Below are 13,972 nucleotides of genomic sequence, written 5' to 3'. Positions count from 1 at the left end.
GGCCCGGCGCCCGGGCCCCCCCCCCCCCCCGGGGGGGGGGGGGGGGGCCGCCCCCCCCCCCCCCCCCCCCCCCCCGCGGCTGCACCCCCACACTTTTTGAAGCTTAAATACGCACCAGAGCGTGCAAAGGAGAAAGCGTAACTCGTATGTCTACTCTTGAGATCAAGGATCTTCACGTCAGCATTGAGACCGATCAGGGTGTTCGCAAGCAGATCCTGAAGGGCGTCAGCCTGACCATCAACACCGGTGAGACGCACGCCATCATGGGTCCGAACGGTTCCGGCAAGTCCACCCTGGCCTCCACCATTGCCGGCCACCCGCGCTACCTCGTCGACAGCGGCTCGATCACCCTGGACGGCGCCGACGTCCTGGACATGAGCGTTGATGAGCGCGCCCGCGCCGGCCTGTTCCTGGCCATGCAGTACCCGGTTGAGGTCCCCGGCGTGACGATGACCAACTTCCTGCGCACCGCCAAGACCGCACTCGACGGCGAAGCGCCGTCCCTGCGCCACTGGACCAAGGACGTCAAGGCAGCCATGTCCCAGCTGCGCATCGACGCCGACTTCGCGTCGCGCAACGTCAACGAAGGCTTCTCCGGCGGCGAGAAGAAGCGCGTGGAGATCCTCCAGCTTGAGCTCTTCCGCCCGAAGTTCGCCATCCTCGACGAGACCGACTCCGGCCTCGACGTTGACGCGCTGAAGGTTGTTTCCGAGGGCGTGAACCGCGAGCACAGCAAGGGCGAGATGGGCACGCTGCTCATCACCCACTACACGCGGATCCTGCGCTACATCAAGCCGGACTTCGTCCATGTGTTCGTTGACGGCCGGATCGCCGAGCAGGGCGGCCCCGAGCTGGCCGACCGCCTCGAAGAAGAAGGCTACGACCGCTTCACCGGCGCCAACGCGACAGCGGCCACCGCTACCGCCAACGCCCTGAAGGCCTAGGCTTAACCCCTGTCCGCAACAACTGCCAAGGAGCAGATGATGAGTGAGTCGAATCTGGCCCAGACGTCCCTGGAGGACGTTGAAGAGGCCCTGAAGGACGTCATCGACCCCGAGCTGGGCGTGAACGTTGTTGACCTTGGTCTGCTCTACGGGCTGCGGTATGCCGACGACGGCGCACTGCTGATCGACATGACGCTGACCACTGCGGCCTGCCCGCTGACCGATGTGCTCGAAGAGCAGGTCGGCCAGGCGCTGGACGGCGTCGTGGATGACTGGCGGCTGAGCTGGGTCTGGATGCCGCCGTGGGGTCCGGAGAAGATCACTGACGACGGCCGCGACCAGATGCGCGCGCTCGGCTTCAACATCTAGTACCGCTGCACCTGTGGTTCAGCAGAAGGGCCGCTTCCCCGACACGGGGAGGCGGCCCTTCTTTGCGTGTGCGGCTGCTCCGCTTGGCTGGCTGCTACCGTATGCGCCATGGGGAAAACAGAGCATTTTCATGACCAGTATCTTGCTGCTTGGAACGAGGCCATGGCGTCCGGGGACAGCGGACCCATCGAGGCTTTCCTGTCGCCGGACTACCACGGCTGGCTGGGCCAGGACGCGGCGGCTGCCGAAGCGTTCGACGGCGCGGCGGCGCGGAAGGGCTTTCGGGACGCCGTTTCCGGCCTGCAGGGCAGCACGGTTCACACCGACTTCCGAACGGTGGCCCCGCGCGGCCGGGACGAAGCCGTGGTCTTTCACGAAATGACCTACCGGACCGGCGGGGACATCACCGCACGGGCGCTGCTGATGGAATCCTGGCGGCTCGAAGCCGGTTCCTGGCTGCTCTGCCGGGACTTCACCGAAGTGAACGTCGGAACGCCGGAATAGCTCCCGCCGCCGCGGCTGCGGCTAAGCTCCCGGAGTGTCCAGGTCCGCGGCGCTGAACGTGTCGCACGCGCCGATTCCGCCGTCGTTGTTGTTGTAGCCCTGCATGAACCAGGCCTGGCGCTGGTCCCCGGAGCCGTGCGTCCAGCTTTCGGGGTTGACCTGGCCGGTGGCCATCGACTGGATGCGGTCATCACCGATGGCCGAAGCAGCCGACAGGGCGTCCTGGACATCCGTGGTCGTCAGTTCCGCGAGGAACGGTTCGGAGCTTCCCGGAGCCGGAACGGAGGCGGCAGCTCCGGCCCACAGTCCGGCGTAGCAGTCGGCCTGCAGCTCCGTGCGGACCGCGGCGGAGTCCGCGCCCTGCGGATCCCGGGCGGAGGCGCCGAGGACACCGGTCAGGTTCTGGATGTGGTGGCCGAATTCATGGGCCACCACATATTCCTGGGCCAGCGGCCCGCCGGAGGCGCCGTACTGCGCCACCAACTCGTCAAAGAACGCGGTGTCGTAATAGGTCTGCTCGTCGGCAGGGCAGTAGAAGGGTCCGACGGCGGAGGTGGCCGAGCCGCAGCCGGTGGAGGTTTGGCCGGTGAACAGGGTGACGCCGGGCTCGGTGTAGGTGAGTCCCTCGGCTGCCAGCGCCGGCCCCCAGTAGCTGTCGAGGCTTTCGGCGGTGCCAACGATCCGGCAGTCCAGGCGCTCGTTCGCGTCCGCGCCGTCGAGGCACTCGGTGATGCTCGGTGAGCTGCCGGATCCGGTTGCGGCGTCGGCCCCGTCGGTGAGGCCGAGGCTGTCCACGACATCCGATCCGAAGACCAGGGACAGGATCAGGATCAGGCCGCCGCCGAGTCCTCCGCCCAGGGCGATCCCTTTGCCTTTGCCCCGGTGATCGCGAACCCGGGAGGAATCCAGCCGTGCATTTTCGTTAAAACTCATGCCCGCAATTATCCCCGACGATCAGCGTGCTTCCGTTCCGCCTTCACCTGCGGGTCGGGCGGCTCCCCGATGCCGCGGGCGGCCAGGGCATCGCCGGTCTGCTGCGCGTAGGCCACCGCCTTGATCACCACCGGAACGGTCAGCGCGCGCGGATTGCGCTCCAGTCCGCGCGCCATGGCCGACTGCCGGACATCCTGCGCCGACCCCAGCAGGAACGGGATGCTGCGCATCATCAGGGCGAGCGTGAGGCCAAACCGTTCCGGATCCGCGCCGAGGACGCGGAAGGGCCGGGCCAGGGCGACCAGCCCGTCAAGCAGTTGCTGCGGGGGAGTGGTCAGGGTCAGCAGGCGGGCCGCAGCCACGCACGCCACGATGTTGCCGACCACCAGCACGGCTGCGGCCGGCCCGTTCGTCCAGGCCTGAAAGCCGCCCAGGAGCAGCAGCACCGGCCACATCAGCTTCAGCGGGCGCCACGACTCGCGGAGCATCCGGGCCGCGGCATAGGCGCCGGCGAGGATCAGCAGGGCTGCGCCCAGCAGCGGCAGCGAACCGGCAACGAGCACCGTTACCGAGAGCACGACGACGGCGGCCGCCTTCACCCCCAGCGGAGCGCGGTGCACCGGGGTGCGTCCCGGCCGGTAGGAGCCGAGCAGATGGTTTGAGCTCTTCATCGAAGGCCTCACTGCACGCCCAGCGCCAGCGTGCGGTAGGCGTCGAGCGCCTGTTCCGGGGCGGCGTCGAACACGATCCGCCCGCCGTCGACCACCAGCACGCGCCGGGCGTCGGCAGCGAAGTCCAGGTCATGGGTGGTGTAGATGATCTGCTGGGGCAATTCCGCGAAGATCCGCCGCAGCCGGGCCGTGTTGCGCAGATCCAGCAGGGTGCTGGGCTCGTCAGCCACCAGGATGGCGGGATCAACGGCCAGCACCGAGGTCAGGGCCATCAGCTGCCGTTCACCGCCGGAGAGGTCGTAGATGCTGCGGTCCGCCAGCTCCAGCAGTCCCATGGCCTCCAGCCGGGCTTCGGCCGCTGCGCGCCGTTCCTCCCGCCGGCGGACGGCGGAGCGCAGGGACAGTTCGACGTCGTCGCGCCCGGTCGGCATCACCAGCTGGGACAGCGGATCAGTGAAGACGAAGCCGACCCGGCGCCGGACCCGGCTGCCGTGCTTCGCCGTGTCCAGGCCCTGAACCGTCACCGAGCCGGTGTCGGGCAGCAGCAGGCCGTTGAGCAGCTTCAGCAGCGTGGACTTTCCTGACCCGTTGGCGCCGATCACCGCTATCCGGTCTTCGGTCAGGTCGAGGTTCAGCGGGTGCAGGATCGGGGCGGCCGGGTTTCGGGTGGAAGCGGAGTCCGGGGCCGGCAGCACCGACACGCCGCGCAGCTGGATGCCGAGCATCAGCGGGGTTTCGCTGCCAGGCGCGGAAAGGCCGTCAGGACGCTCACGCCGACGGCGGCCGCCAGCAGGTTCTTCAGCACGTCCCCGGGCCAGAAGGCCATGTCGGCGGCCAGGGCTGCGGTGAACTCCAGCTTCGCGTTGAGCATCATTCCGGCGATGCCAAGGGGATGGACCACGAGGAAGCTGGTGCCCATCGCCGCGGCAAACAGGAGCGGAAACCGGGCCCGGCGGGTGCGGCGCAGGACCAGGCGTGCCAGCAGTCCCACAAGGAAGGCGGCGGGCAGGAACGCCAGCAGGTATCCGGCCGACGGCCCGGCCAGCACGCCAAGGCCGCCGCGGAAGCCGCTGAAGACGGGCAGTCCGGCCAGGCCGGCCAGCAGGAACAGGCCCACGGCCGCGGCGCCGCGGGTGGGGCCCAGGATGATGCCGGCGAGCATGACGGCCAGTGTCTGCAGCGTGATCGGAACGCCGGAGCCCAGGGGCACTCCCGGAAGCACCGAAAACGCTGCCGTGAGGGCAGCGAAGACCGCGATCAGGGACAGATCGCCCGGGGTCCACCGCCGGCGCTGCCGGAGGATCCGGCCGGAAGGTGCCGCCGGGGGAGCGGGGGGAAGCGTCATCTGGCCTCACTTCGTCGAAGTTCTACAAGGGGTGACACGTCTCACCCGGGGCTGAGCGGCCGCGCTCCCCGCCGTCAGGACGGGGATGCGGGGCGGCGCTGCTGTCGACACTAGCCGGGGATGGCCGTAATTCCTTTGGAGCTTTTCTACAAATCGGCTATCGACGGTAGACTTGAGAGGCTGCCATCGCAGTTCAAGCACTATCCCCAACCCCCTCGAAAGGTCCACTGAGTGATTGCCGTATCTAATCTCGAGCTTCGTGCCGGCGCACGTTTGCTCATGGAAGCGGTTTCATTCCGTGTTGACAAAGGCGACAAAATTGGGTTGGTAGGCCGCAACGGAGCGGGCAAAACCACTCTTACCAAGGTTCTGGCCGGCGAGGCGCTGCCCGCCAACGGACACGTGAAGCGCGTTGGCGAAATCGGCTATCTGCCGCAGGATCCGCGCACGCCGGACATGGAGCAGCTGGGCAAGGACCGCATTCTCTCGGCCCGCGGCCTGGACGTCGTCACGGCGCAGCTCAAGAAGTGCCAGGACGAAATGGCCAGCGAAGACGAAAAGGTCTCCCGCAAGGCCATGAACCGCTATGACCGGCTCGAGGCCGACTTCCTGGCCGCCGGCGGATATGCCGCCGAATCCGAAGCCGCCACCATCTGCGCCAACCTGGCCCTTCCGGACCGGCTGCTGAACCAGCCGCTGAGCACCCTTTCCGGCGGCCAGCGCCGCCGTGTGGAACTGGCGCGGATCCTGTACTCGGACGCCGAGACCATGCTGCTCGATGAGCCCACCAACCACCTTGACGCCGACTCCATTGCCTGGCTGCGCGAGTTCCTGAAGAACCACACCGGCGGCTTGATCGTGATCAGCCACGATACTGCGCTGCTTGAAGCCACCGTGAACAAGGTCTTCAGCCTGGACGCCAACCGCGCCACGATCGACATCTACAACATGGACTGGAAGCGCTACAAGCTGCAGCGCGAGACCGACGAGCGTGCCCGCAAGCGCGAGCGTGCCAACACCGAGAAGAAGGCAGGCATCCTGCTGGCCCAGGCCAACAAGATGAAGGCCCGTGCTTCCGGCGCCTCGGCCGCGCAAAGCATGCTCAAGCGCGTTGACCGCCTCATGGGCGGCCTGGACGCCGTTCGCGCCACCGACCGGGTCGCAGCCCTGCGCTTCCCGGATCCGGCACCCTGCGGCAAGACTCCGATGATGGCCGAAGGCCTCAGCAAGAGCTACGGTTCGCTGGAAATCTTCACCGACGTGGACCTGGCCATTGACCGCGGTTCCAAGGTGGTCATCCTGGGCCTGAACGGTGCCGGCAAGACCACGCTGCTGCGCATGCTGGCCGGCGTCGACACCCCGGACACCGGCAAGGTCATCCCCGGCTTCGGCCTGAAGGTCGGCTACTACGCCCAGGAGCACGAAACCCTGGACACCGAGCGGACGGTGCTGGAGAACATGCGTTCCTCGGCTCCGGACATGGACGACGCCGAGGTCCGCAGCGTCCTGGGTTCGTTCATGTTCAGCGGTGACGACGTCGAGAAGAAGGCCGGCGTCCTCTCCGGCGGTGAGAAGACCCGCCTGGCCCTGGCGACCATCGTGGCCTCCTCGGCTAACGTCCTGCTCCTCGATGAGCCCACCAACAACCTGGACCCGGCCTCCCGCGCGGAGATCCTGGGCGCCCTGAGCAACTACTCCGGGGCAGTGGTGATGGTCAGCCACGATGAGGGAGCCGTTGCGGCGCTCAACCCCGAGCGCGTAGTGCTGCTGCCGGACGGCGACGAGGACCACTGGAACGATTCCTACCTGGACCTGGTCACGCTGGCCTAAGGCTCACACCAGCAACACCCCGGGATCTGCCCGGGTACCGCGGCGGCCGGACTCACGTTCCGGCCGCCGTTGGCGTGTCCGGGCGTCCTTGGCATTTTGGTTCCCTTGTTCGGGGAGTGTGTGGACTTGACCCCGTCGCCGGACCCGCGCTGCCCCCATCCGGCTTGCCCCGCCGCCGGCGCCCCCATCCGGCCCCGCCTGCCCGCCGCCGGCCTTGCCTGCCCGCATCCTGCCCGGCCGGCGCCCTGGTTCCCACTGCTTATTTCCTCCTGTGGCTTCCGGGACCCCATGAGCCACACCTGCCCCAGAGAGCGGGAACCTGTGCGCAGGTGTAGGCCCACCGAGGTCGATCTGCCCTTGGGGAGGGGATGGGCTGGGGAAACGCCGCGTCGGTGAGGGACTGGGCGCCGGAGAGTGGCGAGGCAGGAGGGAATAAGGCCGGCTGCCAGGATTGGGAGAGGGCAGCGGCTCCAAGTTCGAGCGCGGCATCCCTGGCTCATGTCTGATCCCTAGCTTCGGGCGCCCGGCAACTTACCCGCTGGCCACGCCTTGCCCGGCTCGACGCGCTGGTTCCCACTGCTTGTTTCCTCCTGTGGTTTCCGGGACCCCATGAGCCACACCTGCCCCAGAGAGTGGGAACCTGTGCGCAGGTGTAGGCCCACCGAGGTCGATCCGCCCTTGGGGAGGGGATGGGCTGGGGAAGCGCCGCCTCCGGGAGGGGATGGGTCCTGGAGGGAACAGGGCCGGCAGCCAGGAGTGGGGGAGGGGCAGCGGAGATCGGCGCCGCACTCATGTGCGGAGAGTCGGCCTTTCCGGGCTGTGACAATCCGCGGCAAGCTTTTTGGCGGCTGGTAATTGTCGACAATCGGGTTCGCTGGAACCGCGATCCCCTCCATCTCTTCATTTCGTATAAATTTCTATCCAGCAATATAAAGAATTTCGGATATGTCCGCTAGGATGGGTGGCATGCACAGTGCCACGAACCCGTACTCACCCGGCGCAGGCCGCACACCTTACGAGCTGGCCGGCAGAACAGCCTTGATGAATGATTTTGACCTGCTGATTTCGCGGGCGGCATCCGGTCGAACCGACCGGGGGATAGTGCTGCACGGGCTGCACGGCGTGGGCAAGACCGTCCTGCTCAATGATTTCCGGCGCCGCGCCGAGGAGGCCGGCTTCCTGGTGGTGTCGCTGGAGGGGAGGGACGCCGAGGGCGGACCGAAGGCCATCCGCGCCAAACTGGCGCGGAGCCTGCTGCAGGCCGGACGCAAGGCCAACTCCCGCGGAGGAAGCAAGGCCCTGGCCGACGCGCTCGGAACCATCACATCGTTTGCCGACGGACTCCAGGTCAGCGGCATCGATGTGGGTGTCGGTTCCCGGCACGGGCGTGGTGACTCCGGAGCGTTTGCCGTTGACCTGGAGGAGACCGTGGAGGATATCTCCCGGGCCCTGGCCGAACAGAACGGTGCGCTGATTATTGTGGTGGACGAAATGCAGAATCTGGATCCGGTTCTGCTCTCGGCACTGCTGGGCGTCCAGCATCAGGCCGGGCAGCGGGACTGGCCGTTTTATCTCGTCGCTGCCGGATTGCCAAACCTTCCGTCGGTCCTGAACCAGTCGCAGCGCTATGCCGAGGGTCTGTTTACCTACCGCACTGTTGGCGCGCTGGACCGGGAGGACGCCGGCACCGCACTGACTGCTCCGGCGAAGGAGCAGTCGGTTACCTATGATCCGGAGGCTCTGGACCTTCTGCTGAACGCCGCCGGGGGATATCCCTACTTCCTGCAGGAGTATGGGTCCGCCGCGTGGGAATCCGCGCCGCATCCGGTGATCACCGCCGCTGACGCCCGGGTGGCCGTTGAAATAGGCCGGGCCCAGCTGGACCAGGGCTTTTTTCCCATGCGCTGGCGGCGCGCCACCAAGGCGGAAAGGGACTTCCTCCGGCTCATGGCGGTTGACGGCGCCGCGGGCTCGGGGACGGCAACTCTGGCAGCCCGGGCCGGCAAGAAAATGACGTCAATGACCATGACGCGCGGTTCCTTGATCCGCAAGGGGATCATTTACGCACCTTCCCTGGGCCAGGTGGCCTTCACGGTGCCGGGCATGGCCGAGTACGTGCGGCGGGTCACCGGCTAAGCACCGGGAACAGTTGCTACCCGTCCCGCGGCACCCGGCCAAGTGCTACCGTGTGGCCATGACCCGGCCCGCAGATGGCTCCGAGACCCCGTGGCCCGCCGGCCCGGTGCTCTCTCCGCCCGTCCTGGTCACGCAGTCCTGGTCCGATGCCGTTTTTCTGCACTGGCGCATAACGGCGGCGGAGGCGGCGCCGCATCTGCCGTCCCTGGTCGAACCGGATGTCTTCCACGGTTCAAGCTGGGTGGGACTGATCGGGTTCCGGCTGCACGGAACAAGACTCGGAGGTGCGCTGCCCCTCCCGTGGCTGGGCAGCTTTACCGAAGTCAATGTTCGCCTGTATACCCGCGGGGCCGACGGAACCAGAGGAGTCCTCTTCCTGTCCCTCGACGCGTCCCGCCTGCTGGCCGTACTGACCGCCCGTGCCGCCGGTGTTCCGTACGTCTGGTCCCGCTGCCGGCAGCAGGCCCCCGGCGGACCGGACCGCGACACCTGCGGGTACGCCGTCGAACGGTACGGCAACGGTGCAAGCTCATCCTTCGCAGTGCGTCCGGAGCTCAGCAGGCAGGCCGATGACCCCCTGTCCCTGGAGCTCACCGCACGCTTCGGCGCCCACGCCAGACTCGCCGGCCGGACGATCTTCGTTCCCAACACGCACCGGCCGTGGCCCCTGCACCCGGCCGAGCTGGCGGAGTGCGACGACGAACTGCTGGCCTCCGCCGGCCTGCCGGTTGCGGGTCCGCCCGATTCCGTGCTGTTTTCATCCGGTGTCCGGACCGTTTTCGGCCGGCCGCGGACAGTTCGGAAAGGAGAGGCGCGGTAGCTGTCCCGGGGCGGACCGCGGGAGCACGCACCGCCTGCTTTTGTGTCCAGCTGCTGTCTCGGTACGCTTGGGAATTTGGGTGATGCTCAGCCCATTCCCTGTTCGGAAGGATGCGCCGCCATTTCCCCCTCAGTTTCCGTACCTGCCCGTCGCCGTGTGGCAGTGGCCGCCCTGTCGTTGGGCCTGGTCCTCAGCGGCTGCACCGGCACGCCCGAAACCGACGGCAGTGCCGGGACGACCCCGGACGTGCCGTCCGTCAGCCTGTCTCAGGACCGCGACGTGACCGGTGTCTTTGACGGGGGAGCGGGAAAAGCCTCCCTGGCCGCAACTGCTGCGTTCTTCGCGTCCAGCCCTGCCGCGGTGGTGCTGGCCGCGCCGGAAACCGGCGGGCAGATTCCGGCCTCATCGGACCCGGCCCCATCGGATCCGGCCGGCACGGATCACACCGGAGCGGCTGCCGCGGCGGCTGCCGGGCTGGGCATTCCGCTGCTCGTGGCCGAACCGGGCAGCGAACAGCAGGTCGCCGCCGAGCTCGATCGGCTCGGCGCCGCCTCGGTGATCCTCTACGGCACGCCGGCGGACGGGTGGTCGCGGACGGTGGGGGAGCGGACCCAGGTATCCGGCCCCGCCACCGCCGCCGGCTTCGCCTCCGTGCTCGGCCTTGAAGCGGAAGCCGCCGGGAAAGAGGGGCTGGTGGCGCTGGTCGCCGCAATGGCACCGGGCGAGCGGCTGACGGTCCCCGGGCTGGAGGTTCCTGCCCCGGTGCCCTCGGAAAGTGACCCCTCGGAAAGTGCGGATCCGTCACCAAGTGCCGCCCCGCCCCAGGGCCCGGCCCCGTCCGAGGATGCCCGGCGGGACCTGGCCGGGGAGGAGCTGCCCGCCTTCGAAGCGGCGGCGGAACCCGCCGACGCCGTCGTCCTGGCGACCGAAGATCCGGCGGCTGCCGCAGCGGTGGCCACTGCGCGGGCGGCCGGTGCCGAAGTGCACATGGTGGCCACTGCCGACCCCCGGGCCGACAGCGGCGTCATCGCCCTGCTGCGCACCCACCGTGATGCGGGGATCTATGCCGCGGGAGACGGCTTCGGCGGAGCGGAGAACTTTGCGGCCCAGACCGCCGTCGCCTTGGATGCACCCGAGCTCCCCGGCGGCGGGCAGACGGTGTTTCCCGGACGGCGGATGGTGGCGCTGTACGGACATCCCAGCGGTGGAAGCCTGGGCGTGCTGGGGGAGCAGGGCATGGATGCCACGATCCAGCTGGCCAAGGACACCGCGGCCCGGTACCAGCCCTACAGCGAGGAGCCGGTGGTTCCCGCCCTGGAGATCATTACCACTGTCGCCAGCTCGGAGGCCGGCGACGACGGCAACTTCTCCACCGAAACTCCGGCGGAGGCACTGCGTCCGTGGGTGGAGGCTGCCCGGGAAGCGGGCGTCTACGTGGTGCTGGATCTGCAGCCGGGGCTGAGCACATTCCTGGACCAGGCCGTGCGGTATGAGGAGCTGCTCAAGCTTCCGAACGTCGGGCTGGCACTGGATGCGGAATGGCGCATCACGCCGGGGCAGCGGCACCTGGAGCAGATCGGCTCGGTGGACGCCGCTGAGGTGAACGAGGTCTCGGCGTGGCTGGCCGATCTGACCCGCACCAATGTCCTGCCGCAGAAGGTCTTCATGCTCCACCAGTTCAGCGTGTCGATGATCCGGGACCGCGGATCGCTCGATGTCAGCCGGCCGGAGCTGGCCGTAAGCCTGCACGCCGACGGGCACGGAACCGTCGGCGAGAAACTGGAAACCTGGAACGTCCTGCGCGACGGGCTGCAGCCCCAGATCTGGCCGGGCTGGAAGAACTTCCACGACGAGGACACCCCCATGCTGACACCGGAGCAGACCTTCACCCAGGTCAGCCCCAAGCCCTGGTTCGTCTCCTACCAGTAGCCAACCCTCCGCGCGGGCAGGGGAGCCGGGCCTAGAAGCCCTGCGCCTTCAGCAGGGCGTCTTCCTCGTCCTCCTGGGTACTGCCGCGCTGCTTCCGCGGGCGGCGGCGGGAAGCCGGCCCCGGGTGCGCGGCGTACGTTTCCTCGTCGTCCTCTTCGTACTCGTCCTCGTCGCCGTAGCGCAGGTTCATCGCTTCCTGGTACGCCGCGTAGCCCAGGCCGATGAAGAGCATCACGGCAAAGGCGAACCACTGCATGGCGTAGGAGAGGTGCGGGCCCTCGTCCACGGAGGGCTTCGGCGCAGCTTCGGGAACGACGGCGGGAGCGGGGTCCTCGCTGGCCATGAGGCCGTAGGCGCCCTGTTCCAGCTCGTATCCGACCTCGTCCTGGTACTTGGCCAAGTCAATGGAGGCCAGCTGCCCCTCAGGTGCTCCGCGCTGCAGGGCGGGCTCGGGGGGTTTGACGCGCGCGACGACGGTGACCTCGCCCGCAGGCGGGGCTGGAACGGTGTCGGGCCGGCCGGCCTCGTCGTTGCCGATGGGGAGCCAGCCGCGGTTGATCACGACGGCGGTCCCGTCGGAGAGCTTCAGCGGCACCACCACCTCGTAGCCGGCACGCCCGCTCAGCGGACGGTTCCGGACGATGCGCTGGTTGTCGGTGTCATACACGCCGGTCATTTCCACCGGCAGCCATTCGTTGGCCGGATCATAGGTTTCGAACAGGCCGGCGGCGTCGGCAAAGGCGGCCGGTGCGGCGTCGTAGTTGTTGACCACATTGCCGATGTCTTCGCGGATCGCGTCCCGGCGGTCCATCTGCCACAGGCCCAGGGTGGTGCAGACGGCCGAAAGCAGGCAGACCAAGGCAAACCAGCCCAGCCAGCGGCTGGAGAAAAGGAACCGGTACATTTACGCACTCCCGCTGTCGGGGTCCGCCGGAGTCGGCGCTCCAGCGAGCGGAAGCGTTTCCTTCCAGAGATCGCGCGTCTGCAGGTACTCTTCCAGCCAGCCGCGGTGTTCACCGCAGGCCAGCCACGTCTTCCGACGCTCCGGGGTGTGAATCCGCGGGTTGTTCCACAGGAGCCGCCACACGGCCGGCTGCCGGCAGCCCTTGCGGGAGCAAACCGCCGGAGCGCCGGCCTCCGGGTCCGACGGCTCGGATCCGGTGCGGGGAGCGGCGCCGGTGGTGCGGGCCAGCTGGTCAAGAAGGTTCATGCTGAAGGTGGTGCCTTATCTTCGTGGTGGCTGTCGGCCGGGTTCCCGTCAGCGGGGTCGTCCTCAACGATCTCGCCGTGCAGCAGTGTGGTCTCCGGGGAGTCGCGGTGCTCCTCCGGCCGCGGCGCCTCAATGGCCGGCGGCGGAAGCGAGTCGATCATGGAATCCGACGCCGTCATGTTGCGGGTGTCGCTGCCGGCATTGGCAATGATCACGGCGAAATACGGAAGCACGACGGCGGCCGCGATGACAACCCAGAGCAGCCAGCCGTGCACAACAAACATCAGGCCCAAGCACACAATGCGGATGCCCATGGACACCGAATACTTGATCATGCGTGCGTGCATCTCATCGGTGTGCGCCGTGCGGGCGTCAGTGATCCGGGGGACCGAAACGCCGCGGCTGGATTCCTTGTTCATCACTCTCCCAAACAGATTCATCCATTGTCGCACTGGATCCCGTGATGTTGAAGTTGGTTCCGGCCGGGCTAGGATCAAGTTCATCCAACCCACACTCCCAGCGGAGGAAATCTGTGCACAACAACACCCAGCCGTCCACCGGCCGCAGCGTCCTGGTCACCGGCGGCAACCGCGGCATCGGACTGGCCATCGCCCAGGCGTTCCTTGCCAACGGCGACCAGGTAGCCATTACCTACCGCAGCGGGGACGTGCCCGAGGGCCTCCTCGGCGTCAAGGCCGACGTCACCGACATGGCGTCGGTGGATGCCGCATTCACCGAGGTGGAGGCAGCCCACGGCCCCGTGGAGGTCCTAGTGGCCAACGCGGGCATCACCCGCGACACCCTGCTGCTGCGGATGAGCGAAGACGACTTCACCGACGTCGTGGACACCAACCTCACCGGCGCCTTCCGTGTCATCAAGCGGGCCTCGAAGGGCATGATCAAGCTGCGCCGCGGACGGGTTGTCCTGATCTCCTCGGTGGTGGGCCTGTACGGCTCGCCCGGCCAGATCAACTACGCGGCCTCCAAGGCGGGGCTGGTCGGCATTGCCCGCTCCCTGACGCGGGAACTCGGCTCGCGGAACATCACCGCCAACGTGGTGGCGCCGGGCTTCATCAACACCGACATGACCCGGGCCCTGCCGGAGGACACGCAGAAGAATTACCTGTCCTCCATTCCCGCCAAGCGGTTCGCCGAGCCGGAGGAAGTGGCCGGCGTGGTGCGCTGGATCGCCAGCCCCGAAGCCGCCTACATTTCCGGTGCCGTCATCCCCGTTGACGGCGGACTGGGAATGGGCCACTAGCGCTCCGCCCACCGCGCCGG

General features: G+C 67.9%; 15 protein-coding genes. 8 read left to right on the top strand and 7 right to left on the bottom strand.

Annotated features, from left to right (window positions below; translation table 11 throughout):
• The first annotated feature begins 146 nt into the window (after positions 1–146).
• From sufC to QNO00_RS01225, 3 genes are all read left to right on the top strand, one after another.
• Positions 147–944 (top strand): Fe-S cluster assembly ATPase SufC, encoded by a 798-nt coding sequence (gene sufC, locus QNO00_RS01235; protein WP_229965735.1) that lies wholly within the window; start codon positions 147–149, stop codon positions 942–944.
• Between the two features lie 39 nt (positions 945–983).
• Positions 984–1,313: a metal-sulfur cluster assembly factor gene (locus QNO00_RS01230; protein ID WP_229965736.1), complete on the top strand. Its 330-nt coding sequence runs from the start codon at positions 984–986 to the stop codon at positions 1,311–1,313.
• A 108-nt stretch (positions 1,314–1,421) separates the two neighbouring features.
• Complete coding sequence (locus QNO00_RS01225; protein WP_229965737.1) at positions 1,422–1,817, top strand: DUF4440 domain-containing protein; 396 nt, start codon at positions 1,422–1,424, stop codon at positions 1,815–1,817.
• A gap of 21 nt (positions 1,818–1,838) precedes the next feature.
• Here QNO00_RS01225 and ypfJ read toward each other — a convergent pair whose 3' ends face one another.
• Genes ypfJ through QNO00_RS01205 form a run of 4 tightly spaced genes read right to left on the bottom strand, consistent with a single transcriptional unit; the run spans position 1,839 to position 4,766 of the window.
• Positions 1,839–2,750: a KPN_02809 family neutral zinc metallopeptidase gene (gene ypfJ / locus QNO00_RS01220; protein ID WP_284023360.1), complete on the bottom strand. Its 912-nt coding sequence runs from the start codon at positions 2,748–2,750 to the stop codon at positions 1,839–1,841.
• Positions 2,751–2,758: 8 nt separating this feature from the next.
• Entirely contained in the window at positions 2,759–3,421 is a 663-nt protein-coding gene (locus QNO00_RS01215) for an energy-coupling factor transporter transmembrane component T (RefSeq protein ID WP_284023359.1), read from the bottom strand.
• Between the two features lie 8 nt (positions 3,422–3,429).
• Entirely contained in the window at positions 3,430–4,146 is a 717-nt protein-coding gene (locus tag QNO00_RS01210) for an energy-coupling factor ABC transporter ATP-binding protein (RefSeq protein ID WP_229965740.1), read from the bottom strand.
• Positions 4,146–4,766, bottom strand: a complete 621-nt coding sequence (locus QNO00_RS01205) for a biotin transporter BioY (protein WP_284023358.1) — start codon at positions 4,764–4,766, stop codon at positions 4,146–4,148. The genes QNO00_RS01210 and QNO00_RS01205 overlap by 1 nt, the downstream gene beginning before the upstream one ends.
• Positions 4,767–4,997: 231 nt before the next feature.
• Between QNO00_RS01205 and QNO00_RS01200 the strand changes: the two genes are divergently transcribed.
• From QNO00_RS01200 to QNO00_RS01185, 4 genes are all read left to right on the top strand, one after another.
• A complete protein-coding gene (locus tag QNO00_RS01200; RefSeq protein WP_229965742.1) occupies positions 4,998–6,596 on the top strand; it encodes an ABC-F family ATP-binding cassette domain-containing protein in 1,599 nt (532 codons plus the stop codon).
• Positions 6,597–7,541: 945 nt separating this feature from the next.
• Positions 7,542–8,732 carry an ATP-binding protein gene (locus QNO00_RS01195; RefSeq protein ID WP_349643458.1) on the top strand — a complete coding sequence of 397 codons (1,191 nt, stop codon included), beginning with the start codon at positions 7,542–7,544 and terminating at the stop codon, positions 8,730–8,732.
• Positions 8,733–8,790: 58 nt separating this feature from the next.
• The gene (locus QNO00_RS01190; protein ID WP_284023357.1) at positions 8,791–9,552 is read left to right on the top strand and encodes a YqjF family protein; all 762 of its coding nucleotides are present in this window, start codon (positions 8,791–8,793) and stop codon (positions 9,550–9,552) included.
• Positions 9,553–9,714: 162 nt separating this feature from the next.
• Positions 9,715–11,481: a hypothetical protein gene (locus QNO00_RS01185; protein ID WP_284023356.1), complete on the top strand. Its 1,767-nt coding sequence runs from the start codon at positions 9,715–9,717 to the stop codon at positions 11,479–11,481.
• A 31-nt stretch (positions 11,482–11,512) separates the two neighbouring features.
• Here the strand turns inward: QNO00_RS01185 and QNO00_RS01180 are convergent, their stop codons facing one another.
• From QNO00_RS01180 to QNO00_RS01170, 3 genes are read right to left on the bottom strand one after another with little or no spacing between them, the layout of a single operon-like run.
• Positions 11,513–12,385 (bottom strand): SURF1 family cytochrome oxidase biogenesis protein, encoded by an 873-nt coding sequence (locus QNO00_RS01180; RefSeq protein WP_284023354.1) that lies wholly within the window; start codon positions 12,383–12,385, stop codon positions 11,513–11,515.
• On the bottom strand, positions 12,386–12,691 hold the full coding sequence (locus QNO00_RS01175; protein ID WP_284023352.1) for a hypothetical protein: 306 nt from the start codon (positions 12,689–12,691) through the stop codon (positions 12,386–12,388).
• A complete protein-coding gene (locus QNO00_RS01170) occupies positions 12,688–13,110 on the bottom strand; it encodes a DUF3099 domain-containing protein (protein ID WP_284023350.1) in 423 nt (140 codons plus the stop codon). Before QNO00_RS01170 ends, QNO00_RS01175 begins: the two co-directional genes overlap by 4 nt.
• A 113-nt stretch (positions 13,111–13,223) precedes the next feature.
• Between QNO00_RS01170 and QNO00_RS01165 the strand changes: the two genes are divergently transcribed.
• Entirely contained in the window at positions 13,224–13,952 is a 729-nt protein-coding gene (locus tag QNO00_RS01165) for a beta-ketoacyl-ACP reductase (protein WP_229965749.1), read from the top strand.
• The last annotated feature ends 20 nt before the right edge of the window (positions 13,953–13,972 follow it).

Origin of the sequence: Arthrobacter sp. zg-Y1219 (genome assembly GCF_030125545.1) — a bacterium.
Taxonomy (GTDB): domain Bacteria; phylum Actinomycetota; class Actinomycetes; order Actinomycetales; family Micrococcaceae; genus Arthrobacter_B.
This window is presented reverse-complemented; position numbering and strand designations above follow the sequence as displayed.